General features: G+C 61.3%; 25 protein-coding genes. 8 read left to right on the forward strand and 17 right to left on the reverse strand.

Annotated elements, in window-relative coordinates; genetic code table 11:
* Positions 1 to 48 precede the first annotated feature (48 nt).
* Positions 49 to 948 carry a LysR family transcriptional regulator gene (locus BLW08_RS01055; RefSeq protein WP_091322884.1) on the reverse strand — a complete coding sequence of 300 codons (900 nt, stop codon included), beginning with the start codon at positions 946 to 948 and terminating at the stop codon, positions 49 to 51.
* 112 nt (positions 949 to 1,060) lie between these two features.
* Here BLW08_RS01055 and BLW08_RS01060 point away from each other — a divergent pair, with 112 nt between their 5' ends.
* Positions 1,061 to 2,038, forward strand: coding sequence for a nitrilase family protein (locus tag BLW08_RS01060; protein WP_217639208.1), 978 nt, complete (start codon positions 1,061 to 1,063; stop codon positions 2,036 to 2,038).
* A 220-nt stretch (positions 2,039 to 2,258) separates the two neighbouring features.
* Positions 2,259 to 2,996 carry a GAF and ANTAR domain-containing protein gene (locus BLW08_RS01065; RefSeq protein WP_090820194.1) on the forward strand — a complete coding sequence of 246 codons (738 nt, stop codon included), beginning with the start codon at positions 2,259 to 2,261 and terminating at the stop codon, positions 2,994 to 2,996.
* 8 nt (positions 2,997 to 3,004) lie between these two features.
* Here BLW08_RS01065 and BLW08_RS01070 read toward each other — a convergent pair whose 3' ends face one another.
* The 5 genes from BLW08_RS01070 to phnD are packed head-to-tail and all read right to left on the reverse strand — an operon-like array spanning position 3,005 to position 6,951.
* Positions 3,005 to 3,622 carry a TetR/AcrR family transcriptional regulator gene (locus BLW08_RS01070; protein ID WP_091322886.1) on the reverse strand — a complete coding sequence of 206 codons (618 nt, stop codon included), beginning with the start codon at positions 3,620 to 3,622 and terminating at the stop codon, positions 3,005 to 3,007.
* Complete coding sequence (locus BLW08_RS01075) at positions 3,615 to 4,382, reverse strand: tyrosine-protein phosphatase (RefSeq protein ID WP_175538531.1); 768 nt, start codon at positions 4,380 to 4,382, stop codon at positions 3,615 to 3,617. Before BLW08_RS01075 ends, BLW08_RS01070 begins: the two co-directional genes overlap by 8 nt.
* A gap of 10 nt (positions 4,383 to 4,392) precedes the next feature.
* The gene (gene phnE, locus BLW08_RS01080; protein WP_091322889.1) at positions 4,393 to 5,262 is read right to left on the reverse strand and encodes a phosphonate ABC transporter, permease protein PhnE; all 870 of its coding nucleotides are present in this window, start codon (positions 5,260 to 5,262) and stop codon (positions 4,393 to 4,395) included.
* A complete protein-coding gene (gene phnC, locus BLW08_RS01085) occupies positions 5,231 to 6,040 on the reverse strand; it encodes a phosphonate ABC transporter ATP-binding protein (RefSeq protein WP_091322890.1) in 810 nt (269 codons plus the stop codon). Before phnC ends, phnE begins: the two co-directional genes overlap by 32 nt.
* The gene (phnD, locus tag BLW08_RS01090) at positions 6,037 to 6,951 is read right to left on the reverse strand and encodes a phosphate/phosphite/phosphonate ABC transporter substrate-binding protein (RefSeq protein ID WP_175538532.1); all 915 of its coding nucleotides are present in this window, start codon (positions 6,949 to 6,951) and stop codon (positions 6,037 to 6,039) included. The genes phnC and phnD overlap by 4 nt, the downstream gene beginning before the upstream one ends.
* A gap of 183 nt (positions 6,952 to 7,134) precedes the next feature.
* On the opposite strand from phnD, the gene BLW08_RS01095 reads away from it, so the two are divergent.
* The gene (locus tag BLW08_RS01095) at positions 7,135 to 8,499 is read left to right on the forward strand and encodes an MFS transporter (RefSeq protein ID WP_091322894.1); all 1,365 of its coding nucleotides are present in this window, start codon (positions 7,135 to 7,137) and stop codon (positions 8,497 to 8,499) included.
* A gap of 123 nt (positions 8,500 to 8,622) precedes the next feature.
* On the opposite strand, the gene BLW08_RS01100 is transcribed toward BLW08_RS01095, so the two are convergent.
* From BLW08_RS01100 to BLW08_RS01120, 6 genes are all read right to left on the reverse strand, one after another.
* Complete coding sequence (locus BLW08_RS01100; RefSeq protein ID WP_091322896.1) at positions 8,623 to 9,810, reverse strand: TerC family protein; 1,188 nt, start codon at positions 9,808 to 9,810, stop codon at positions 8,623 to 8,625.
* Between the two features lie 182 nt (positions 9,811 to 9,992).
* Positions 9,993 to 10,172, reverse strand: coding sequence for a hypothetical protein (locus tag BLW08_RS01105; RefSeq protein ID WP_139244846.1), 180 nt, complete (start codon positions 10,170 to 10,172; stop codon positions 9,993 to 9,995).
* Positions 10,173 to 10,226: 54 nt separating this feature from the next.
* On the reverse strand, positions 10,227 to 10,376 hold the full coding sequence (locus BLW08_RS23770; protein WP_175538533.1) for a hypothetical protein: 150 nt from the start codon (positions 10,374 to 10,376) through the stop codon (positions 10,227 to 10,229).
* Between the two features lie 86 nt (positions 10,377 to 10,462).
* A complete protein-coding gene (locus BLW08_RS01110; protein ID WP_091322900.1) occupies positions 10,463 to 11,314 on the reverse strand; it encodes an FG-GAP repeat domain-containing protein in 852 nt (283 codons plus the stop codon).
* 435 nt (positions 11,315 to 11,749) lie between these two features.
* The gene (locus BLW08_RS01115; protein ID WP_091322902.1) at positions 11,750 to 12,097 is read right to left on the reverse strand and encodes a hypothetical protein; all 348 of its coding nucleotides are present in this window, start codon (positions 12,095 to 12,097) and stop codon (positions 11,750 to 11,752) included.
* 514 nt (positions 12,098 to 12,611) lie between these two features.
* On the reverse strand, positions 12,612 to 12,851 hold the full coding sequence (locus tag BLW08_RS01120) for a PLDc N-terminal domain-containing protein (RefSeq protein WP_091322903.1): 240 nt from the start codon (positions 12,849 to 12,851) through the stop codon (positions 12,612 to 12,614).
* Between the two features lie 558 nt (positions 12,852 to 13,409).
* Here BLW08_RS01120 and BLW08_RS01125 point away from each other — a divergent pair.
* Together BLW08_RS01125 and BLW08_RS01135 are read left to right on the forward strand one after the other, a co-directional pair.
* Entirely contained in the window at positions 13,410 to 13,925 is a 516-nt protein-coding gene (locus tag BLW08_RS01125) for a hypothetical protein (protein WP_139244847.1), read from the forward strand.
* Positions 13,926 to 14,351: 426 nt separating this feature from the next.
* Positions 14,352 to 14,558, forward strand: coding sequence for a hypothetical protein (locus BLW08_RS01135; RefSeq protein WP_090820160.1), 207 nt, complete (start codon positions 14,352 to 14,354; stop codon positions 14,556 to 14,558).
* A 39-nt stretch (positions 14,559 to 14,597) separates the two neighbouring features.
* Here the strand turns inward: BLW08_RS01135 and BLW08_RS01140 are convergent, their stop codons facing one another.
* Positions 14,598 to 15,188 (reverse strand): hypothetical protein, encoded by a 591-nt coding sequence (locus BLW08_RS01140; RefSeq protein WP_091322905.1) that lies wholly within the window; start codon positions 15,186 to 15,188, stop codon positions 14,598 to 14,600.
* Between the two features lie 352 nt (positions 15,189 to 15,540).
* On the opposite strand from BLW08_RS01140, the gene BLW08_RS01145 reads away from it, so the two are divergent.
* Entirely contained in the window at positions 15,541 to 16,671 is a 1,131-nt protein-coding gene (locus tag BLW08_RS01145) for a serine hydrolase domain-containing protein (RefSeq protein ID WP_254779639.1), read from the forward strand.
* A gap of 181 nt (positions 16,672 to 16,852) precedes the next feature.
* On the opposite strand, the gene BLW08_RS01150 is transcribed toward BLW08_RS01145, so the two are convergent.
* Complete coding sequence (locus tag BLW08_RS01150) at positions 16,853 to 17,356, reverse strand: MarR family winged helix-turn-helix transcriptional regulator (protein WP_091322909.1); 504 nt, start codon at positions 17,354 to 17,356, stop codon at positions 16,853 to 16,855.
* An 87-nt stretch (positions 17,357 to 17,443) separates the two neighbouring features.
* Here BLW08_RS01150 and BLW08_RS01155 point away from each other — a divergent pair, with 87 nt between their 5' ends.
* Positions 17,444 to 18,367 (forward strand): EamA family transporter, encoded by a 924-nt coding sequence (locus tag BLW08_RS01155; protein WP_254779609.1) that lies wholly within the window; start codon positions 17,444 to 17,446, stop codon positions 18,365 to 18,367.
* Between the two features lie 142 nt (positions 18,368 to 18,509).
* Here BLW08_RS01155 and BLW08_RS01160 read toward each other — a convergent pair whose 3' ends face one another.
* Entirely contained in the window at positions 18,510 to 19,544 is a 1,035-nt protein-coding gene (locus BLW08_RS01160; protein WP_175538535.1) for a YDG/SRA domain-containing protein, read from the reverse strand.
* A 338-nt stretch (positions 19,545 to 19,882) separates the two neighbouring features.
* Here BLW08_RS01160 and BLW08_RS23775 point away from each other — a divergent pair, with 338 nt between their 5' ends.
* The gene (locus BLW08_RS23775) at positions 19,883 to 20,437 is read left to right on the forward strand and encodes a dihydrofolate reductase family protein (RefSeq protein ID WP_175538536.1); all 555 of its coding nucleotides are present in this window, start codon (positions 19,883 to 19,885) and stop codon (positions 20,435 to 20,437) included.
* A 222-nt stretch (positions 20,438 to 20,659) separates the two neighbouring features.
* On the opposite strand, the gene BLW08_RS01170 is transcribed toward BLW08_RS23775, so the two are convergent.
* Both BLW08_RS01170 and BLW08_RS01175 read right to left on the reverse strand, forming a co-directional pair.
* Complete coding sequence (locus tag BLW08_RS01170; protein ID WP_091322912.1) at positions 20,660 to 21,025, reverse strand: TfoX/Sxy family protein; 366 nt, start codon at positions 21,023 to 21,025, stop codon at positions 20,660 to 20,662.
* Positions 21,026 to 21,070: 45 nt separating this feature from the next.
* A complete protein-coding gene (locus BLW08_RS01175; protein WP_091322914.1) occupies positions 21,071 to 22,315 on the reverse strand; it encodes a flavin-containing monooxygenase in 1,245 nt (414 codons plus the stop codon).
* Positions 22,316 to 22,348 lie beyond the last annotated feature (33 nt).

Genomic DNA, 22,348 nt, shown 5'->3' on the forward strand with positions numbered 1-22,348 from the left:
GCGAAGGGGTGGTTTGTGAAGGGCTGCGGCCCCTTAGGGTGTTTCGGCTCAGGGCCCCGTAGCTTCGGCTAGAGGTCCCGTAGCTTCGACTGATTCCAGGAACAGGGGGATCAGCGGGTCCGTGTTTCCGGCCAGCCATGCGGTTCCGATGCTCCACATAGAGGACTCACGATTGATGGGCACCAGGTGGACGCCTTCAGGAATGATAGCGGCCGTGCTGGCGGGGACGACGGCGGACCCGGCTCCGGCGGCGACCAGCGCCAGCACCGTGAGCAGGTCTGACGTTTGGTACAGGACGTTGGGGTGGGCTCCCAGGTCCGTGAACAGTGTGCTGGTTTGAGCCGTAAGGCCCGGGCCGCGGGCCGGCTCAAGCCGGATGACGGGGCGGCCGTCGAAGTACTGCTGGAGTGCTTCGCGCGTGGCGGCAGGAGCGGACTCAGCGCTGGGAATGGCAAGGGCCAGGCGATCACGGCGAATCATCCGGGTGGCAATGTCTGGTGGGGCTGGCAGGCGAACGAATCCGAGGCTGAGGGCGCCACTGCGGAGTGCCTGAAACTGCGCCGAGGATGACATGTCTTCCAACCCGATATCGATCGCCGGGTGTTTGGTCCGGAAATGGGCCACGGCGCGCGGGGCAGCGTCGATCGCGGACATGCCGAAGCCCACGTTCAGCACGCCCTCGGCGCCGGCTGCCACCCGATCCATGCGTTGGGCGAGCGCATCCGCCCGCCGAACAAGGTCAATCGCGTCGGCGAGCAACGTCTCTCCGGCGGTGGTGAGCGCTGCTCCGTGCCGTCCACGGGTGAACAACTGGCTCCCGGCTTGGCGCTCCAGGAGCTGGATCTGCTTGGTCAGATTGGATTGTGTGGTGGAGAGCGACGTCGCTGCCAGGCCGAAATTCCCGGTTTCTGCAACAGCGACGAAGGACCGCAAGAGCCGTAGTTCCATTCATGGACCCTATTTCCATTCCGGAATGGAATCAAATGCTCGCATAATTTCATTGGACGGAATGCCTCAAAGGACACCAGCATGGGAGGTGTCCAAACCCAAGGAGAATCCAATGCCCGTGACCCCCACCCTTCGTGCCTCCGTTGTTCAATTCGAAGCGGTCCCCGATCGCCCGGACCTCAATCTGAAGACCATCCGACGCCTGGCGGACAAGGCGGCTAAGGACGGAGCCCAGATTGTGGTGTTCCCGGAAATGTGCCTCATTGGTTACTGGCACCTGCGCAGACAGACCCGCGACCGCTTGCTTCACTTGGCGCAGCCTGCTGGCGGCGAACACCTCCACACCGTCACAAAGCTTGCCGAAGAGCTCGGCGTGGGAATCGGCGTCGGGTTCCTGGAAGTGGACGTTGACGGGCAACTCTACAATTCATATTCCCTGTGTCTCCCGGACGGGACCGTTCACACGCATCGGAAATTACATGCGTTCGAGCACGACGCCATCAGCAGCGGCTCGGACTACACCGTGTTCGATACGCCTTGGGGAATCAAAGTGGGAATCCTGATCTGCTGGGATAACAACCTGGTGGAAAACGTTCGCGCCACCGCGCTTCTGGGTGCCACGGTGCTCATTGCTCCGCACCAGACGGGCGGCACCAACTCCATGAGCCCTCGTGGCATGCAGCCCATCCCGCAGAGGCTATGGGACAACCGTGCAGAGGATCCTGCAGCGATCGGGGCCGCGTTCCGTGGACCCAACGGCCGCGAATGGCTCATGCGGTGGCTGCCTGCGCGGGCACACGACAATGGGATCTTCGTTCTTTTCAGCAATGGTGTGGGCCGGGACGACGATGAAATCCGTACTGGAAATGCAATGATCCTTGATCCGTACGGGGCGATCGTGGCCGAGACGTGGGTGGCCGATGAGGCTGTGGTCACGGCAGATTTGGACCTGGGCCTGGTGCCGCTGTCCACCGGGCGCCGATGGATCCGTGGGCGCCGGCCTGAACTCTACGACATCCTGAGCCGTCCGCAGGGCAACGAAGTTGGGGCGCGGGCCGCGCGCTTCTCCACAAAGCCGGTGCGGGTCTGACCTGACGCTCCAGAGTGCTGGAGCGCTGGCGGGCTTGAACCGGCCGGATGTGACAAACCACCCCACGGTATGTCCACATAGCTGCAGGTCAGCTGCCTCCCGGACCCAACTTTGTACCGTCGTTCGTTGGGCGCTAAGGTATTTCCAGACCGTTTTGCAGAGGGCGGCGATATTCGCTCCTTTGCTGTCTGCTGGGGACGCTTTTCAGTCAGTAGGAACCATGGTCAACCCCCGCCCCGAGCAGGAAGCTCTCCAGAACGGATACTTCCTGGATCTCGTCCTCGGCAGCGAAGATGTCGAGGCTTTTCTCAGCGATCTTGCTATATTCTCGGCCCAAAGCCTCTCCTACCCGGACGCCCCCGTTTTCTGTGGCATCACTGTGCTGCGCCTGAAGAAATCGGCCACGGCGGCCAGCAGCGACGAGCGCGCCCGGGTGATGGATGAGTTGCAAAGTGCCTACGACGGACCCTGTCTCACCGCCATGGATAAGCTCACGTCCGTCATGGTGCCGGATCTCCTCCGCGAGCACCGCTGGCCGGAGTACGTCGAGGCGGCGTCCCACCAAGGTTTGCGCTCCATCCTCAGCGTCCCTCTCCTGGTTGAGGGGGATACCCGGGCAGCGCTGAACCTGTACTCGGAGCGGACCAAGGCGTTCAGCGACGACGATGTGGAGCGGGCTGAAGTGTTCGCTTCCCACGCAGCCAAGTCGCTGCGGCTCGCGCTGAAGATTGCCCAGCTCAGCGACGCCCGGAACGACCTCGCCGCAGCCATGCAGTCCCGAACGGTCATCGATCTGGCAGTGGGCGCCATCATGGCACAGAACAGCTGCAGCCAGGACGAAGCTTTCACCATCCTGCGCACCGCTTCAAGCAACAGGAACATCAAGCTGCGGCACTTGGCTGAATCGATCATCTCGGCCGTTTCCTCCGGGAAGGTCACGACGCACTTCGAGGAATAGGCGGGACCTCAACGCCGCAGAGCTCCCTCCCACACCAGCTTCACGGCGTTGCGGACACGTTCCTGCTTCGCTTCGAGGGAGGCTGGGTCCTGCGTGGGCGGCCGCACAACGAACTGGTAGTAATACAGTCCGTTGATGAGGTCGATCATGGCCTCGACGTCCACGTCCGCCGCGAGCTCACCCATCCCGATGCCGCGCCGGATCTCCGCGGCAATGGGCTCCCGCCGCCGCGAAACATGCCGGTCCCAGGACAGGGCGCGGAGTTCGTCGTTCTCCAAGCCCATGGCAACGCGCTTCTTTACCAGCGCCCCCACGTGGCCCTCAACGTCCAGCGCAGCGTCATTGTAGGAGTTGAGGATTGTCTCCAGGGTGGTTGCTGCGCGCTTCAGGCCGATGCCGGACCTGACGCTGTCCAGAGCAGCCGCGAGCAGTTCCTCGCGGCTGCTCCAGCGCCGGTACAGGGCTGCGCGGCTGACCCCTGATCGTTCGGTGATCGCCGAGACCGTCACCTCGCGAGTGTCCCGCTCCAGCAGCAGTTCCACGGTGGCTGACAGGACTGTGGACTCCAGCGCCGTGTCACGTGGCCGGCCCGGTCGCCGCTCGGTAACCGCTACGGATTCAGGCATCGGCAACCACCAGTCTTTCGCGCAGCTGCGCAATGGTGGCGTCCGACAGTCCCGCCCTGCGGATCGGTTCCAGCACACTTCCGTGACGTTCGATCAGCACGTTTTGCATGGCTTCCATCGACTCTGCGTGCGCCCCCATCATGGCGCCCATGCCTTTGATGGCTTCCTCGTCCAGCACGCGGTCCGGCATGAGCCCGCCCATGATGGCCCGGAGCCGCGGGAACAGCTGCGGCAACCGCGTGGCTGTTACGGCATAGTCGGCGGAGATGGTTTCCGGGGTGGCACCCAAAGCGGAAAGCACGACGGCGGCGAACACTCCCGTACGGTCCTTGCCGGCCGCGCAATGGAAGACTGTGGCACCGTCCGCCATGGCCACCAAAGTGACGCCCAGGGCAAGCTGCCGGGCCTGGGTCTCCAGGAGGTTCGCGTACCAGTCGCCCACATGTGCAGGAGTAGTGGCTGCTGTCATCATGTCGTGGCTAATGGTCTCCGGCGAGGCAACGGATGCCGTCAACGCAAGGTGGTGGTAGCTCACGCCGGGCACCGTCAGGGGACCCCGGCCGGTGAAAAGTGCTTCCTCAGGTGAGCGGAGATCGATAACTGACGTGACGCCGTCGTCGATCATTTGCTGGGCGAATGCCGCAGGCATCACTGAGACGTCGTCGCTGCGGAGCAGCACACCGGGGCGGACGGTCCCACCGGAAACGGGCAGGCCGCCAAGGTCTCGCAGGTTGACGGGGGTGAGGTCAAGAGTTTCCAAAAGAAGGTTCCTAGCTGAGCTTGGCGCGGATGAAAGCGCTGACCCGGTCGATGATGGTGACCAGCACGACGATGCTGATGATGATGGCGCAAAGGTGTCCGTAATCGTACATGCGCATGGCGGTAGTGAGCTCCAAGCCGATGCCGCCCGCACCCACCAAGCCTAGGATGGTGGCGCCGCGGACGTTGCCCTCGAACAACAACAGTGTGTAGCTGACCAGCAGCGGCGCGGCCTGGGGGAGCACCGCGTAGCTGATGATCTGCCGTTTGTTGGCGCCCACTGCCGTGAGCGCTTCCACTGGTCCGGGCTGCACGGATTCCATGGCCTCGGCGTAAACCTTCCCGATCGATCCCACCGAGCCCAGGACGATAGCCAGGATGCCGGCGAACGGCCCCAGGCCCACTGCTGAGACGAACATGAGTGCGAAAATCAGCTCGGGAACGGAGCGTAGTACATTCAGCACCGCGCGGCAGGACGTGTACACCCAGCGTGGGGCGATGTTGCTGGCCGCGCCGAAACTCAGCAGCAAGGACCCAAGTGCCCCGAACACTGTGCCCACCAAGGCCATTTGCAGAGTCTCCACCAGCAATTTGATGATGACGCCGAACTTGTCGAAGGTGGGCGGGAAGAGCCGGCCCAGGAAGTTGCCCATGTTGGGGATGCCGCTGAGCAATTTCTCCGGGTTGAATCCGGCTCCCATACCGGCCCACACGAGAACGACGGCGACGATTACCCACAGCGTGGCACCACGCGGCGTAGGGAGGCCGAAAGGACGGGACAGGCGGAGTCTGTCGGATTCAGGGAGGCTGGTATGAATGGTCTTTTCGGCGGGTTTTTCCGGGGCAGTCTCAGTTTTCGAGGAGCTCAGTGTCTGTTCCATAAATCTGGTGCACCTCCTTTTCGGTGATGGTGTTGGCGGGGCCGGCGAACACCAGCTCGCCTGAGTGCAGGCCAAGAACACGATCGGCATAGCGGCGGGCGAGGCCTACAACGTGGAGGCTGACGATCACGGGGATCTGTTCTTCGCGGGCGATGTCACGGAGCAGGCCAAGGATGTTCCCGGCGAGCCGCGGGTCCAAGGAAGCTACGGGTTCGTCGGCCAGAATCAGCCGCGGCTGCTGCATGAGCGCACGGGCAATCGCGACGCGCTGCTGCTCACCGCCACTCAGGCTCCGGCATGGCTGCTTGGCTTTGTGCGCCAGGCCTACGCGGTCCAACAGCTCCAGGGCCATGGTCCGCTGCGCCCTGCTGAACGTGCCAAGCACGTTCAAAGGACCTGCCGAGTGCAGGCCGCCGGTGAGCACGTTGGTCAAAGCGGTCAGCCGGGGCACCAGGTTGAAGTGCTGGAAGACATACCCGACGTCGGATCGCAGCTCGCGCAGTCCGGCCGGGTTCTGCCGGGCTACTGAGCGCCCGGCAACGTCCAGCATGTCCGCTGTAAAGGGGGCGATGCCTGTCAGTGTTTTCATGAGCGTCGACTTGCCGGAACCGGAGTGACCCAGAAGGGCCACCACCTCTCCCGGATACACGTCCAGATCGATTCCGGCCAGGGCAAGCTGCTCGCCGTACTGGACCCTCAGCCGGCGTGCACGGACGGTGGGCGTACCGGCCGGGGTGAGCGCCGCCGTCGTGCTTTCTGCCGGTGACAAAAGGCTCATCGGAGGTCCTGAAGGTCCACGCCGATGGACTCGGCAACGTCCACCAGCGGGGCGTAGGTGCTGAACTCGGGATCCTTGGCGGGTTCCCCCGTGAGGCCGAAGGTCTTGGCGAGCTTCTGGTTGCCGGCCATGAGGGCGGGGAGCTTGGCCTTGAGGGCTTCGCGGGCGTCGTCGTCCAGGCCCTTACGGACCACGATGGAGATGCCCACCGGGATGGGATCCGACTTAGCGATGATGCTTACTTCGTCCTCCTTGATAACCCCCTTCTGGACGAACGTCGGGTAGAGCTGGCGTGCGGTGCAGGCGACGTCCACGTTGCCGTTGGCCATCGCGAGGACGGCGGAGTCGTGGGAGCCGGCGAACGTGCTCTTGTAATCGGTGCCGTCGGTGAGCCCGGCCTTGGCCAGCAGGGACTTGGGCATGAAGTAGCCGGTGGTGGAGCCGGGATCAATGAACGCCACCTGTTTGCCCTTCACATCGGCGGGGGATTGGATGCCACTGTCCTTCTTGGCCAGGCAGAAGCTGGCAGGCTCGGTGCTGGCGGGCCACACCAGGAGCGGGTCCACGCTGTCCGTCTTGTAGGCGAGGGCCGCCGAGAACTGGCTGAGGACGGCGACGTCAACGGAGCCGTTGCGAACGGCTTCCACCACGCCCAGGTAGTCGGCCGGCTGGAGGTTGGTCACGGTTCGGCCGGAGGCTTCGCCCACCATACCGGCGAGGTCAGCCATGATGGCTTGCTCTTCTGGATCGTCGGTGCCCGGAGGGGTGGCAAAGACGAGCTCGGTGTTGCTTTTGTTGCCGCCTGTGGCGTTAGCGCCGGCCGCGTTGGCGTCGCCGGAACAGCCAGCGAGTGCGCCGATGGCCATGAGGCCCAGGAGCGAAGTTGCGATGATGCCTGCACGAGCGTGCATGGTGGTGCCTTCCGTCATATGTGTTGGGGTGACGGGAATTACGAAACCAGCAGTATCTGAATCGGAATTACGAGACTGCCGTACTTGAAATGGCGCGGAGGTTAACTGTTTGGAGGGGCCCAAACAGTCCGCCCTGTGACCCTGTTTCGTGACCCGAAGCAACAATGCACCAGACTTGGTTGGGTGACCGCCAACAGACCCCGCCCCGGCCTTGCTATTGCTGCCTTGAGCCTCGGGACGGCGCTGAACCCGCTGAACTCGTCCATGATCGCCGTCGCGCTGGTGGTTTTGAGAGAGCATTTCGAGCTCGACGTCGCCACCGTCACCTGGGTGATTACCTCGTTCTACCTCGCGTCCGCAGCCGGTCAGCCGCTCATGGGCAGGCTCGCCGACCGGTTCGGCCCCCGGCGTCTGTTCATGGTCGGCATGGCCTTGGTGGCCGTCACTTGTGCCATCGCACCCTTTCTGCCCAATTTCGCACTGGTCTGCGTGGCGCGTGCGCTCATGGCCCTGGGGACAGCGACGGCGTACCCGTCCGCCGTCGTGATGGTTACCGAACTGAGCCGGCTGGCAGACTTGCCGTCCACGCGGCCTCTGGGCCGGATCCAGATGGCGACGACCTCTGCCGCTGCCGTCGGACCGGTGGTGGGCGGCCTGCTGGTGAGCTTGGTCGGTTGGCAGGCGCTGTTCGCGATTAACGTGCCCATTGCCTTGCTGGCTCTGTTTATTGTCCGCCAGACCGCTCCCGCGGATGCCGGGCGCGAAACCGGGAAGCTCGGCCAACTGATCCGCGATTCCGACATTCCCGGGATACTGGCCTTCGTCACGTCCCTCACGCTCGCGATGATGGCGCTGCTCAACGTCATGCCCGGCTACCGTTGGTACCTGCTGGGCGGCGCCACCGTGATCGGAGCGCTCTTCGCCTGGCGGGAGCTCCGGTTCCAGCCCCCGTTCCTGGACCTTCGCCTGTTGGGACGGAACCGGCCCCTGCTCCTGGTCTACCTGCTGTTCGTGGTCTTCAGTGGCGTGTATTACTTCGCGTTCTTCGGCCTCCCGCAGTTGCTGCAGGAAGCCGGCCATAACGACGCCGGTGTGGTGGGCCTGCTGATGCTGCCCCTTGCGGCGTTGTCCGTTGTGGTGACGCCACTGACCGTTCGGTTCATTGAGCGGTTCGGTGTGCGTCCTGTGCAGATCACCGGCGTCCTGATTCTGACGATTGCGGCGGGAACGCTCGGATTCCTGACCATGAGCCTGTGGGCGCCGCTCGTGTTTGTGCTTACTGCCTTGATGGGTGTTCCGTATGGCGTGGTGAGCACGGCCTCCAACCAGGGCCTGTACGTTTCTGCGCGCCCTGAAGAAAGGGGAGTGGCTGCCGGGATCTTCCAGACGTGCCGCTACCTGGGGGCCATCACCGCCACGGTACTGATCGGAGTGCTCTACGGTCCGGGCGTGAACCAGGCGAACTGGGGGCTCATGGTCTTGGTGATGCTGGGTCTTAGCGCTGTGGTGCTGGTGCTGGCCGTGATGTGGCGGAAGCCCGCCGTTTAGAAGTGCCGCTCCCGCCCATTTCGATGGCTCGCTGCGTATTCGACGTTTCCAACCATCGAATGCGCAGCTGAACATCGAAACGGGACCTGAGCATGTTCCCAAGGTCCCGTTCGTCTCGGATTTCTAGCGCTTCAGGAACTCCTCGTGCTGCCGGTGTGCTTCGGTCACCTGCTCGCGGATCTTCTCCACGTCCTTGGCCTTGTTCCGGTACTTGAGCGGCATCTGCACGATCTGCGCTTCCTCAGCGGTCAGGGCACGGTAGATGCGCTCGCGCTCGTTGGCGTCAGCGGTGTAGTCCAGGTCCAGGTAGTCGACGGCGTGGCGGCGGGCGTTGTTGATGGCCGTCTGGGCCTTGCCCGCGGGGCTAATGAGCGAGAGCACCACGGTGATGATCAGGACGCCGATGATGACGCTCAGCGAGAGGCCGGTGGTGATTTCGAGGACGTTGACGTGCTCGCCGTCGTTGATGAACGGCAGGTTGTTCTCGTGGAGGGCGTGCAGGATCAGCTTGACGCCGATGAACGCAAGGATGGCTGCCAAGCCGTAGGAAAGATAGATGAGGCGGTCCAGCAGGCCGTCGATCAGGAAGTAGAGCTGGCGAAGGCCCATCAGTGAGAACGCGGTGGCTGTGAAGACGATGAAGACGTTCTGCGTGAGGCCGAAAATTGCCGGGATGGAGTCCAGAGCGAAGAGGATGTCCGTGCCGCCGATAGCCACCATCACCAAGAGCATAGGAGTGAGGGCCCTCTTGCCGTTGACCACGGTGAAGAGCTTGTCGCCGTCGTACTTGTCCGTGGTGTGGAAGAGCTTTTTGGCGAGCCGGATGATGAAGTTGTTGGCCTGACCGTCCCCGTGGTCGCCAGGCTTGAGCAGGTTGCCGGCTGTCAGGAGCAGAATGAGGCCGAAGATGTAGAACACCCAGGCGAACGAGTTGATCAGCGCAGCACCCAGGAAGATGAAGCCGGTGCGGGCGATCAGCGAGAACACGATGCCGAACAGCAGGACCTTCTGCTGATCCTCACGTGGCACCCTGAAGCTCGCCATGATGATCAGGAACACGAAGAGGTTATCCACCGAGAGGGCCTTCTCCGTGATGTAACCGGCGAAGTACTCGGACCCCATTTGACCGCCGCCGAAGATCAGGACCAGGACGCCGAAGAGCACAGCCAGGCCAACATAAATGGAAGACCAGATGGCCGCTTCTTTGAGTGAGGGGACGTGGGCCTTGCGGATGTGGAAGAAGTAGTCAAAGGCCAAGAGCGCCAGAATGACGACGATGGTGATGCCCCAGATGAGGGGAGAGACGGTCATATGATCCTGCTTTCGTGAGGCGCGCGATTGGTGTTGCTCACCGAGGGTCAAACTCGTGGGTCTAAATTTACCGGGACTGGCGGGGTTGTTGGTAACTCGGTTGACCAACCCGGCGGCTTGGTCTGTGGCCGAAGGTGGCCACCGCGGTTTGACGCAAAGCCACGCCAAGCACAACGGGGTTTCTATTGCCGGGGCACTTCCCGGACGTGAGCGCCGAAGTCCTTGGTAAGCACGGACTGAGAACTCTCATGCCCGCTATCGCCAAGCCACATGATGATGCGATCCCGGTAAGTGGCCACCACGCCGCGCATGCCTGAACCTTCCATGCTCCAGGCGGCGACATCGTGCACGACCACAGTCACCCCGTAATCACTCGGCGTCGGACCGGACACCGAGAGCATTGCCGGACCAATGTGTCACATACCCGCTGCGAACTCGCCGAACTCCTTGGCATGCACCATATTCCGCTCGCGGATGCTGTCACGAGCAGCGTCCGCCCTTGCCACGTTGTTCATCGATCCACCCATACCGATGATTGTGCACCTGATGGAGTTCTGCCGGGACATTGCCCAATCCTGGGCCATTGATTGGGCTAGTACTTATGGGCCAAGTGCCACCCATCCTCGTTCGGCGGCCGACCCTTGGGGTTGCGTCAGACCAAAGCGGTCATGACGTTCCAGCCCTCGCCGATTTTCTTGCGGGGCTCAAGGTGCCGACTGCCGACGCCGGGATAGAGCCAGAGGTCTCCATTGGCGTCCCGCGCGATGATCTGTGAATACCCCGGGTAATTGCCGTCGAATCTGCCGGTGGAAATGATCGCCGTCATGACGTTCCAGCCCTCGCCGACCTGCGACCGCGGCAACCACCCACCCTTCCCGTCACCGGGGTAGAGCCAGAGCCGTCCGCTGGTATCCCGCGCCATCACGTCCCGTTTGCCATCCTCGTTGAAATCACCCCGGCCGATCAGGGCTGTCATCACGTTCCAGCCTTGGCCGATTTGGACGCGGGGATGCCAACCACCTTGATGGTCGCCGGGATACAACCAGAGCCGGCCCTCCGCGTCGCGGGCGATGACGTCTGCGCAATAGTCGCCATCGAAGTCGCCCGGACCCATGATGGCGGTCATGGCATTCCAGCCTGTGCCAACCTGCGTGCGGGGTTTGAATCGCCCGCCAGCGGCAGGGTAGAGCCAGAGGTCGCCGTTCTTATCGCGGGCGAGGACGTCGTCCCAGAACTCGCTCTGAAATTTTCCTGCACCGATGATGGCCGTCATGGCATTCCAGCCTTCGCCCATCTTGAAAGGTGGCTTCTTCCAACCACCCTTGCCGTCGCCTGGGTACACCCAAAGGTCACCAGCCCCGTCGCGGGCCATGACGTCTTCGAAGTAGCCGGTGTTGATGTCGATGTAGTCCCAGTTGTTGAAGGCCCGGCCGCCGCCCAGGTCTGCGTGGGCAGGAACTGCAGTGGGACCGAAGAGCAAGGCAGTGGCCGTCGCCAGCGCCATGACTCCAAAACGGCGTCTCCGTCTTCCAGACGTATCAGGGCATGAATCCGTGGTCGATTTAGATCGGAACATCACTGTTACCCCCATTAGCAACATAGCCATCACACGATGCAGGGGAGCCTAGTCCTCTTGGGGTGGTTTTGTTAGGGGTTCCGGCTGTATCCGCTGCTCAGGCGCGACCTTGAGTGAAGTGCGACGGCGGTGAGCGCCTTGGGTGCCGACGGTTGGCTAACGCTGACTAAGACTTGGGGGGATCCTTGGGACGGCATGCTGCGCTTGTCGGCGGTATCCTCTCGGATTTGCGCTCGGAGATTCGGAGCTCTTAAGGTGCCGTGCTAAACGGCATGGTATCGCTAGAGAAAGACAACCCAGCCTGGCTGGCCCAGCCTGGGATTTCTCCAAGATCGATGATCATGGATTAATGCCTCAGGTGACCTATAGTTTGCGGGTGCCCCTGGGGTCCCTGGTTTCCCATTCGGCCGAGTGGAAAAAGTCCTGCAGGGTTGCTGCTCCATTGTCAGTAATTCCTGCATTTTGTTCTGTTAGGTCAAACAATGGAAGATAGCCCTTTTGGGCAGCGATCTCGTTTGCGATATTCAACGACTGCCTCTCGAGGGCGGAGATTTGTTCATTTCGGATAAAGCTCTGTGCAGCGTGCTCGCAGCCGGAGATTTGTAGAATGACCATGAGATCAAAATTCCGTTGGTCGTGGTTTTGCCAGATGCTCTTCAACTGGAGTGGCCCCGTTATGGTCTCATCGGCCCTGTATTCGTTGCTATCCATGCGTACCCTCACCTAAAAAACATTTGCTCTTGTGTTCCTGTACCACAGGCTTGCAGAGTCTGGCGCGGCAGGGCGTCGAAGGAACCTGAGCCGTCAGGGAAGTTTACGGTCCACCATGTCTCGTATCAAGCGCCACTTTCCAGGTCCCCTGCACCGCCACTGTAAGCAAATGAAGTACTCCGTAACTAGAAAATCCATGGGCATACGATTTTTAGGCTAGTTTTTGGAGGGATTTTCGATCAAGGGCGCATAGCACAAGTGAATTGCGGCCTGCGGTCGTCAATGCAGCTTGTCGGCACGAACCAGGTGCAGCCCGCGGTGAGTCCAACGAGTCCTGTGGGCAAAGGTAGTTCAATCCTCGAGTATTAGCATTTGTTTCCAGTGCTGGCTGTCCTAATGCCAACTGCTTGGACCTGCCGTCGCGGGGCGGAGTCCAAGCCTCATAATCTTCGTTCGCAAGGATTCCGTGATCACTCCCATTCGCGAACTTCAAATGCGTGGCCCCTGCACCGCCCTAGAGAGTTTTCCGTAGCCGGACGCCACCCGCGGTCTGTCTTAGTCCGGGCTTGGCATACAGCCATGCCATCAGTCCGAGCAGCGGCACAGCGAACAACACCAGAACCCAGATGATCCTCGCTGTTTGGCTGAGACTTGGGTCCCGAAGAACGTCGAAGACAGCCCAGATGATAGATCCCATGACGAAGACCGCAGATAGTCCTGCCAATGCGGCCAGTGCCCACTGCCAAGGCTCCATGCCGTCCCTTTCGTCCCGTCCGTTCGGTTCAAACTAGCACTAGTAATTAGTTGGTGGCATCCTTGCTGGTCTTGGCTTGAGCGTTTTGTCCCGCGTCGCGCCGCCTTCTTCCGGGGCCATTCCCGCCGGAGCCGGCGACGAACCCGAAGTCGTACTTTCCATTGTCCGGTCGTGAAATAGGAACGTCTCTGGTGCCCCAGTACCTAGGCCGGGCTTGTGAGCACTCATATATGGGGGTTTTGGCACCTAATTGTGCTCTAACAGCACCTAGTTTGAGGGTTTCGCCACCTAGATGCGGGTTTGTGGGCGCAGGCTGTGCGAGTCAAAGCAATGTCGCTTCCACAGGAGTAATTATGTTCACGGAACAATTCACCGAAAACGGAAAAACTCGCCCTGATTATTACGCGCGGACCTTGCCACTCAAGCAGAGGATGATAAAGGCTGCCGCTGTTCTACTGACCACTGCAACCTTGCTGTCAGCTGTAGCCCTAGCGGCAAATGCTGCACCTCGGGGTGGGGTCTCACGATGGTAAAACCATTAGCTCGTCCACACTGGTCATGAATCCGGACAAGCAAGCCTTGGAGATGCTCGGCCAAGCTGTCCAAAAGGCTAAGGCTCAGGACCCGTCTGGGTTCGACCAGCGGATTAAGCTGATCACGTCGTCCAAGGCTTTGGTGGAGTATTTGGCAAGCTACAAAGGCCTTGACCGAAGCATGCAGATCGAGGGCCTGGCGGCGTCTATGCCTACAGATGCGTTGACCGGAATGGCAGACATGATGGACAAGAAGGTGATCGAGTACAAGGTCCGTCCGGCGTCGGCCTCAAGTAATTGGGTGACGATGAGCGTCAAGCAAGACAGAATGGCCTCATACTCCGATAACTCAGGTGCCGTCACGACGTTGGGGCTGGGGTCGTTGCCCCAATGTCCATCCGCGTGGGCTGCCTTTTGGGCCTGGTTTGCCTTCAATACGGCATTTTGCGCCCCCTTTGCCGCGTACCCTCCCGCTGCGGTTGCTTGCGCGCTTGGGCTTGGGTTGGGCGGAATGATCATCGACTTCAATAAAGGATGCTGACGGGCGGGCAGTATGACCAAGGCCAGAAACTTCTCGCTCTCCTTGTCCCTGGTTCTGGGTGCAGGAACGCTGGCTGTCGGTTTAGTCCCTCAGCCCATGGTCTTTCTGGCCGGTGCTCTGCTTCTCGGCCTCCTCGGAGTTGTGACTCTGCGCTTTAGAGGGTGGCGATGGGTCCAGGACCGAGAACTTGAGTCAAGCCATTCTGTCTTTGCTGTTGGTTGCGTTGTTGCCATGACCTTGGCGTCACTTCTCAGGAGTACGGATTGGAGTTTCGTGCTTGTTCCAGTGGTCAGCATCGCAGTGACAACCAGTGCGTTCTACTGGCTTGACCGGCACGTCGACATTCAGGATTCCAGGTCGTCGAGCGATCCATAAGCCGAGGCAGTGCCTTATCAAGAATCTCAGTCGCAGTTCAACAGGAGAGATATGAGAAGGGTTCCAGACCCTCTGCAGATCGCGGTGTTCTTCGCTTTGGCGATTGTGTTCGCCACGTGGCAGCCGTTGGTCTGGTGGCGTGCTGCCGCTGCAGTTCTCATGCTGGGGTTCGGCTGCTATGGCTTTTATGTGTTGCGGCGCAGCAAACGACAAGAGTCCAGCCCGGAGCCTGACGAACTTGAGTCACGGGGAAGATGATGATGGCCTGTGGACTGACGCCTGCGGGGCATCTCCCTATTACTGGGTGTTTTTATCCGTGCGAAGGCGGTTCTGAAGATCCGGGTCACCTGAGCCGGCGACAAACCCGAAGTCGTACTTTCCGTTGTCCGGCCGCGCCTCCCGCTCCAGCTTCAGCGCCGTCGTGGGTGTGACTAAGGTCTTTGCCATCCCGCTTTCCGTGTCAAAGGTGAAGGACCCGAAGATCGTGGGGTCGACGCGGTGCCGTAGCAGGAGTGTGGTGTCCGAGCCACGAACTTCGGAACCGACCGGGTGATAGTCGTCCAGGTGTCGGCCCCAGATGGGCAGGGACAGCGGGAATGAGAGTTGGACGGCTTCAGGAAAGGAAAAGGGGATGCGCTCAATAGAGAGGCCGTAGGGATCATCCACGCCGTCGGTCTGGATGATCAGTCTTTGGGGGTCGAAGGTTCGGGTAGGTCCGTCCGGCAACTCCTTCGCAGACCACATGAAGGCCCTCGGGTGCACAGAAACGGCATAACTCATCTGATGGTTGAGGCCTTGACAGAACACTGTGGCGTTATAGGCGCTTGCTTGCCCGCCGCCCAGCGCTTTTCCGATCGCGATCGCCAGGTTCTCAGAGGAAGTGTCCACGCCTCATCCTTGCACGAGCCCGCGAAGGAGGGTTCGCCGTCGTCGTTTTGGTAGCAGTGACTTGCGCAGGCGGTTCCCCAGTTGCGCCACTCCGTCGTGGACGGGCCATGTACCCGCCCCACTTATGGGCTGTTTCGCCGCTTGCCACGCACGATTGCTGGGAGGAATATCGACTTATCTGCATGGCTGAAATGGGCCTGTGGTGTTGCTTCGTGGCGGCCACGAGCCGCATCCACGTACCGGCGTTCCTCCGGCGGCCGCCGGGTGGAACGGGTGCTGGCTCCAAGGTCTGACTTCCGTCAAAGTTGGTGAGTCGATGAACCGCCGGGCCCGCCTAGTGCGATTGACCGCAATGCTGGCCGTTGCGGCTTTGGCGGGGTGCACAGCCCTGGACCCGGCCCCCTTGCCGCCCTCCATCGAGGCTGATGCCATGGCCTCCCTCGACTATGCGATGCAGGAGTTCATGGATCAGGATGCTCTGGCAGTCCTTGCGCAGGTGCGGTGGCCGGGCGGTGAATGGTCCAAGGCCTATGGGGTCCGCGACCTTGAAACCAAGCAGCCGGCCCAACCAGGGGATCGCGTACCGGTTGCAAGCGTCACCAAGACCATGACGGCGGTCTCCGTGCTGAAACTTGTGGATGACGGTCTGATCGCGCTTGATGATCCTGTTAACGGCCTTTTGGAAAGCTTCGGGGTTGGGCTGAAGCCTCCGGGCCCAATCACTGTGCGGCAGCTGCTCGACCACACCTCCGGGATGCCCTCCTACGGAGATGCGCTGTTCCGGAGCATGGATGACCTGGTGTCCGCATCCAATCAGAGGCTGACCCCGCTGCAAGGTCTCAAGATCGCCAGCACCCTGCCGTGGGATGAAAGAACTGTCGGGTTGTTCCACTACTCGGACTCCAATTACCTGGCGCTGGGCCTGATCCTGGAGAGATTCCGCGGCAAGGGGTACCCGCAGATACTTCGCGACGACATCATCAACCCCCTGGGGCTGACTCATACAACCATCGACCAGGAGCTCTCGGACGCACCCGACCTCATCACGGGCTATATCACCATCCGCGGCAAACGCGTCACCGGCAGCCCCACCCTGGAACAGCTCGGTTCCCCGTCCCACGGCGTCGTGTCCACCATGTCCGACATCAATGACTTCATGGCTGCTCTCTTCGGCGGCCGGCTCGTCTCCGCCACTGCGCTGGCCCAGATGCAGAAGGCCGTGATCGGCCCCTTTGCGTCGGGGATGTTCAAGTGGTCTCCGGATTGCAGCGGTGCCCCGCGTTTCTTCGCCAGGGGCGGTTTCCTCGATTTCCGGACCATCGCGCTCAGTTCCGCCGATGGACGTTACCAAGCAACCATGACTTTGGCCCCCGCCCCGCTCCCGTCCCCGCAGGAGAACCCGGACATGCAGGACGAACGCGATCTGATGAGCAGCCAAATACTGTCCGCGCTCATGGAGGCTCAGGACCGGCTGTGTCGGTAGCGGTCGGTCACCTCTGCTTTGGGAACCGGCGTTGAAGTTGCCGACGACGGCGATAGGGACTTCCCTGGCGATCTCACCTCGAGGGGCGCTTTTGTTGGGCGCTTCCTCTGGGTGCCTCCTAGGGTGCTTCCTTTGGGTGCCGAACTGCAGGTCAGCCCGGACTCCGGTTGCGCCTACGCGCTTAGGAGGGTTCGCCGTCGTCGTTTGTCAGCAAGAACTTGCGCAAGAGGTTGGCGAGCTGTGTGCTCTCGGTCTTGGACAGTCCGTCGAGCATCCGTTGCTGATTTTCCACGTGATGCACCACCATATCGTCCACCAAGGTACGACCCTCGGGGGTGAGGCTGATCAGCAGTTGCCGGCGGTTTTCGGGGTTGGTCTCCCTGTGAACGAGCCCGCGGGTGACGAGCCTGTCCACGCGGTTGGTCATGGCCGCGGAACCGATCATGGTGAGGCTGGCCAACCGCCCGGGTGTGAGCGGAGCTTCGGCGGCCGATCTGCGGAGCGTTGCCAGGACATCGAACTCCCAAGGTTCCAACCCGAACCGGTTCATGAACTTCTGCACGTCCAGTGAGGCCAGACGGCTGGCCCTGTTCAGCCTGCCCAGAACGCCCATGGAGCTGACGTCCACATCGGGCCGCTCCTTGTTCCACTGTTCAAGAATCAGGTCTACTACGTCGCGGTCCATTGCCCTCCCATGCTTGACCTCAAACAATACAGCACCTACATTGTCTTACATCAAATAGTTCGACATCGAAATAAATGGAAATGAACAATGACTAAAGCCTCCCCTCGCGACCTCTTCATCACCGCCCTCGCGCCGATGGTGTGGGGCTCCACGTACCTGGTGACTACCGAGTTTCTCCCCGCCGACCGGCCTCTCCTCGCCGCAACTGTGCGGGCCCTGCCAGCTGGGATCGTGCTGATGCTGGCCACCCGGACGTGGCCGCGGGGGACTTGGTGGTTCAAAGCAGCGGCGCTGGGCGCGCTCAATATTGGGCTGTTCTTCTTCCTGCTGTTCTTCACCGCGTACCAGCTACCCGGTGGTCTCGCCGCACTGGTGATGTCCGTGCAGCCGCTGTTCGTACTCTTCCTGGGCGTGCTTCTTCTGGGGGAGAGGATCCGCCTGATGCACGTGGTTGCCTGCGCGGTGGGAGCAGCCGGTGTTGGCTTGCTCGTCCTGCGGTCCGACGCGACGCTTACTTTTGTGGGTGTGCTGGCCGGGATGGCGGGGGCGCTCAGCATGGCGGCGGGCATCGTCCTCACCAAACGATGGGGAAAGCCCGACGGCGTGGGGCTGCTTGGGTTTACCGGCCTGCAGTTAGCGATGGGCGGAGTCATGCTCCTGCCGGTCACCTTGATGGTTGAGGGGCTGCCGGGCTCGGTTTCTGTTCCTAACCTGGCGGGCTTCGCTTACTTGAGCGTGATCGGTGCTTTGGTCGCCTACGCGGTGTGGTTCCGGGGGATCCAGCGCCTGCCGACCATGGTGGTGTCGTTCCTGGGATTCCTGAGCCCGCTGGTGGCGACGGTGCTGGGGTTCGTGTTTCTGGGGGAGTCGTTGTCCGGGTGGCAGATTGTGGGGGCGGTGCTGGTGCTGGGGGCGGTGTTTTTGGTGCAGGGGGGGCGGTTCGCTCCCAGCGCCCAGGGCAGAAGAAGCCATCTCCGGCGGCGGGGAGTCCAGGAAGCAGCACTTAGGTAGGTCATCGCGTGGCTGCCCAGGAGCCCTTGCCACCCTAGAAGCTCGGCATTGTTGTCCGATCCGTAAAGCTTGCTGACCTTGTAAGCACAGGAACCGGTCCACCCTTCCGTGGGAGATCACTAGCCCGTGCCGCGAGTACTACCTATCTGTGACCTGACACGCCAATGGAGATCTGCTCTTGATAAGCGATGTGCTCAAAATTCAGCATGTGGGCCGTGGAGACAGTAAGCTGCCCCACTGGCTCACCCAGGTTCAGCACGGTACCGTCTGGACGAATAGTCAGGGCATGCCCGTCAAGTAGCTTGTGGCAGTTTGGGCATAGGCACAGGATGTTGTCCAACGTATCGGGCCCATTGTGGGGTATGCCTAGCGGTCGAATGTGTGCACCCTCCGAATATGGCCCTGCGGAAGTGACAAGCCGGGCGCTGCAAATCTGGCATGTGTGGTCATAAAGCCGCTTGACCGAAGCTGCGACTTCATAGTTTCTAACGATGCGACTGATTTGTGACGGGCGGCGTAGTGGTGCCAGGTCTTCCCCACGCGTTAGGGCGATGGCAGTCTCGTCCGGAATTAGGCTGTCGCCTGCAACTGCCCGCAGCTGATAGATCAGTACTTTCCAGCCATCGCGCATGCCCCAGCTCCAACTGGTGACTGTAAACAAACCGAGATAAATGTACTGTTCGTGTGACCGATCCCCCGTGAGCACCGACTCCTTGACCAGCACCCGCACAGGCCGGCCCAGATTGTGGTTTTCGACTAGGCCGAGATTTCCCTTCTCGAGCTTTTGGTCAGCTACGTGTCTGCCCGAATTGGCATTGCGTCCCCCGAATCCGGTGTAGGTGATGAGGTCACCTTGGATCTCATCATCGGAGTACCCCGCTGATAGACAAATGGACTGTGTTCCGTGTGCCTGACCAGCTATGCCTGCCTGCAGCGTCCTGTGCACGCCGGCGTCGTACGCCTCCCGTCGATTAGCGAAAATGGTGCCGGGAGGGCATTCCGGGATTTCTCCATATTGGGGTGCCGGTTGGGCATCGCCCCGTATGACAAGGTCGATACCAAAGCGTTTGAGTGTCCGCCGCGTCTCCTCACCTCCGGAGAAAAGGTGAATCGAAAGAGGACCGCTGGCGGGATGTTGTTTTCCATATGCAACGGCCAAGAGCGGCTTCGAATCCACCAGCGTGCCATCAACGTCAGCGAAGTACCTATGTGAAGCCTGCTGCTCATATTTTTCAAGGAAAGCACTTCGTCCTAAAGTCTTAAACTCGGCGACGGTCCTCGCGATTGCTGATGCATCAGTCAGCTCTGATAATAAGCGCACAGAAGTAGCCCCGGTCCTATCCCTTTTAGGTACGTGGTCTGAGTTCACGTCCCTAGATCGTCTGAGTCTTGGCATGGTGCCAACAATCTGTAGTCAAAATATACGAAAATTCGCGTCACGTTCCGCATGTGTCCCCCACCTATAGTGGGGATCTATCTCTCTGGTCGGCGGAGGAAGGCCAGATTCACCGACAGATGGTTAGGTTCACCCCACGCCCTCACCGACGCTCTCCAAGGCTCGACGACGTCCCAGACGACCGGTGGGCCGAAGAGAAGCCCGCTGACGACTTCGGGTTCGGCGGTTGGCAGGCGCTACTGATTGACGAGATCGTGGGGCAGCAGATCTACGCCGGTATGGAGGGGTTGGGCGCGCTGCTTCTTGGGCGTCGGACGCACGACATCTTTGCTTCGTATTGGCCGCAGCAGGCTGGCAGAATCGCGCAGTTGTTCAACCGCATTCCCAACTATGTGGCTTCGCGTCAGTCGCTGAATCCCGAATGGGCCGGCACCTCTCAGCTCGGACCGGACCTCGCCTGCCGCCCGAGCGAGCCTGAACAAATATTGGGGCACTCCTGCGGACGTGGACGCAGCCCTTTCAAACGAAGCCCGACGGCGAGCCACCTTGGCAGTAAGCGGGCTGCCGCGTCCTATGCCTTGGAGGCCTCAACTCTTGGAGGAGCGGCCGCTCTGGAGTGCGGAGACTACTCCGACCGGATTGGCAGGCTGCCGATCGAGGCATATTGGGGCTAACGTCGATATCCCTTCTCGGGACAGTCCTCCTGTTGATCGCGACAGTTACTCGGATCGCAGGGATCCACTCGTCGCTTTATATGGCCGTTGCGGGCCTGCTTCTGGCCGTGTTTTCGTGGTCGGCGCAAGTTAGTCCCCCTGCTTGGTGCAGAGCGATGCTCTTACTTGTAGGCGCCGCCGAATCCTGCCTGCGTCGTTGGCGCCTCGGATAGAAGCATGCCGTCATGGCGCGGTCTTCGGTTCCTTCGGTGCTTTGGGTGGCCACGTCGCCACGTTCTCTAAGGCCCTGGCCAGCCATTCCGCAGTTTGCTCGGCGTCGTCCTGCCAGGACTCGGGAAGGCCAACATAACCAGCCATGGGCGTCTCTTCCGGGCCAAAGGGTTGAGTCTGCTGATTGGCCTCCAACTCCTGCCGGTCAGCTTCGGAGAGCTTGACGCCGATGGTGGGGCCAAACAAGCCTGCGAACATGTTGCCGTTGACGAAAGCGCCGAGGTTGCCGAACATAGGCTTGATCTCCACGTCTGGGCTTTCCGGGATGGCCGAGCGGAAGCGGTCCTTGTCCGCCTGTGATGGCCTGGGCATTTGCATGGAATCGTCCTTCTGGAAGTGTTTCAACTGAGCGGTAACAGGTGTTCACAGGCCGGATATTCGCTCAGCGATATACTCCGCGTCTAGCCCAACCCCGCCGACTATCGCTGAGTAGTGCCGGGTTAGCCACGGCAGCCCCACGACGTACAAGCCCGGAATGACAGTGACACCGCGCGTGTGTTTGGGGTAGCCCCACTCATCGACCAGCGGTAGGTCGACGAAACCGAAGTCGAGCTTGAACCCGGTTGCCCACAAAACGGACGTGATGTTCGCACCGGCGAGGTTTAGCTCAGTTTGTTCTGAGGGGAGCCAGTCATCTGGCGGCGGGGGAGGCTGCTCCGGTGCGTCAATCTCTGCCGCCGCAATGTACGCATCAATTGCTCTTCCCGACCTTTGCGCGAAGATCGACTCAACTGTCCCAAGACGCTCAGGGAGGTCGTCGCTGAAGGTGATGTCGCCGTCGTCGATGGTTTCCAGGTGACCGTGCAGGTGCATGCCACGGCGGCCGAGTTCGCGGAGGTGGATGCTGTGGCCGCCGTCGGTACCGGAGAGCAGTGGGTTGGGGGCGAAGCGGAGGGCGGGGGAGGGGAGCGCCTCGGTGGTGAGGGCGTTGACCCCGTAGTCGGGGCCGTGTTTGCCGGTTTCGAGCATCCAGTAGATGAGGTCTTGGCCGCGGTATCGGCGGGGCGCTTCGGGAACGATGGAGACGGAGAGGTGGACCTCGCGGCCTGCAGCGTGCAGCTCCTCGGCAATCTGTCCGCCAGATTGGCCGGTGCCGACGATGAGCACTGCCCCCGCCGGGAGCTGCGACGGATTGCGGTAGTCGTGGGTGTGGAGTTGGGTGACGCCGGCGGGAAGCTTGGCGGCCAACGCGGGGATCTTGGGAACTTGGTAGGCGCCCGTTGCCAGAACAACGTTCCGCGCCTGCAAGTTTCCCAGTGACGTCTCAAGGTGGAACCCGCCGCCGGGTGCTGCGGATAGCCGGGTCACGTCGACACCCGTGTGTACTTGAGCGGAGATCAGTTCGGCGTACCGCCTGAACAGGTTCACCACCGCGTCCCGGGAGATGAACGCGTTCCGGTCGTCGCCGTCGTACGGCATCCCAGGGAGGTCCAGCGCAAGGTTTGGGGTGTTCATGTAGAAGCTGTCCCAGCGGTCCTGGAATGCCCCGCCAAGTGAGTCGCGCCGATCCAGGATCTGATGCTCGACGCCGAGTTGCGTGAGCCAGTAACTCGTCGTGAGGCCGGCTTGGCCTGCGCCGATGATGACCGTATCCGGGGTCGGTCCCATGGGGTGGAGTTTACGCCTGGGGACGGTGTTTGG

Origin of the sequence: Arthrobacter sp. cf158 (assembly GCF_900106835.1) — a bacterium.
Lineage (GTDB): Bacteria > Actinomycetota > Actinomycetes > Actinomycetales > Micrococcaceae > Arthrobacter.

What these genes read in the sequence shown, in the direction of transcription:
- BLW08_RS01060 (WP_217639208.1), top strand. Translation starts at nt 1,061, where the DNA reads ATGCCCGTGACCCCCACCCTTCGTGCCTCCGTTGTTCAATTCGAAGCG.
- BLW08_RS01150 (WP_091322909.1), bottom strand. Translation starts at nt 17,356, where the DNA reads ATGGACCGCGACGTAGTAGACCTGATTCTTGAACAGTGGAACAAGGAG.
- BLW08_RS23770 (WP_175538533.1), bottom strand. Translation starts at nt 10,376, where the DNA reads ATGTCCCGGCAGAACTCCATCAGGTGCACAATCATCGGTATGGGTGGA.
- BLW08_RS01145 (WP_254779639.1), top strand. Translation starts at nt 15,541, where the DNA reads ATGCTGGCCGTTGCGGCTTTGGCGGGGTGCACAGCCCTGGACCCGGCC.
- phnC (WP_091322890.1), bottom strand. Translation starts at nt 6,040, where the DNA reads ATGAGCCTTTTGTCACCGGCAGAAAGCACGACGGCGGCGCTCACCCCG.
- BLW08_RS01120 (WP_091322903.1), bottom strand. Translation starts at nt 12,851, where the DNA reads ATGGAGCCTTGGCAGTGGGCACTGGCCGCATTGGCAGGACTATCTGCG.
- phnD (WP_175538532.1), bottom strand. Translation starts at nt 6,951, where the DNA reads ATGCACGCTCGTGCAGGCATCATCGCAACTTCGCTCCTGGGCCTCATG.
- BLW08_RS01110 (WP_091322900.1), bottom strand. Translation starts at nt 11,314, where the DNA reads ATGGCGCTGGCGACGGCCACTGCCTTGCTCTTCGGTCCCACTGCAGTT.
- BLW08_RS01125 (WP_139244847.1), top strand. Translation starts at nt 13,410, where the DNA reads ATGAATCCGGACAAGCAAGCCTTGGAGATGCTCGGCCAAGCTGTCCAA.
- BLW08_RS01155 (WP_254779609.1), top strand. Translation starts at nt 17,444, where the DNA reads ATGACTAAAGCCTCCCCTCGCGACCTCTTCATCACCGCCCTCGCGCCG.
- BLW08_RS01100 (WP_091322896.1), bottom strand. Translation starts at nt 9,810, where the DNA reads ATGACCGTCTCTCCCCTCATCTGGGGCATCACCATCGTCGTCATTCTG.
- BLW08_RS01135 (WP_090820160.1), top strand. Translation starts at nt 14,352, where the DNA reads ATGAGAAGGGTTCCAGACCCTCTGCAGATCGCGGTGTTCTTCGCTTTG.
- BLW08_RS23775 (WP_175538536.1), top strand. Translation starts at nt 19,883, where the DNA reads ATGGTTAGGTTCACCCCACGCCCTCACCGACGCTCTCCAAGGCTCGAC.
- phnE (WP_091322889.1), bottom strand. Translation starts at nt 5,262, where the DNA reads ATGGAACAGACACTGAGCTCCTCGAAAACTGAGACTGCCCCGGAAAAA.
- BLW08_RS01170 (WP_091322912.1), bottom strand. Translation starts at nt 21,025, where the DNA reads ATGCAAATGCCCAGGCCATCACAGGCGGACAAGGACCGCTTCCGCTCG.
- BLW08_RS01115 (WP_091322902.1), bottom strand. Translation starts at nt 12,097, where the DNA reads ATGGATAGCAACGAATACAGGGCCGATGAGACCATAACGGGGCCACTC.
- BLW08_RS01070 (WP_091322886.1), bottom strand. Translation starts at nt 3,622, where the DNA reads ATGCCTGAATCCGTAGCGGTTACCGAGCGGCGACCGGGCCGGCCACGT.
- BLW08_RS01055 (WP_091322884.1), bottom strand. Translation starts at nt 948, where the DNA reads ATGGAACTACGGCTCTTGCGGTCCTTCGTCGCTGTTGCAGAAACCGGG.
- BLW08_RS01065 (WP_090820194.1), top strand. Translation starts at nt 2,259, where the DNA reads ATGGTCAACCCCCGCCCCGAGCAGGAAGCTCTCCAGAACGGATACTTC.
- BLW08_RS01175 (WP_091322914.1), bottom strand. Translation starts at nt 22,315, where the DNA reads ATGGGACCGACCCCGGATACGGTCATCATCGGCGCAGGCCAAGCCGGC.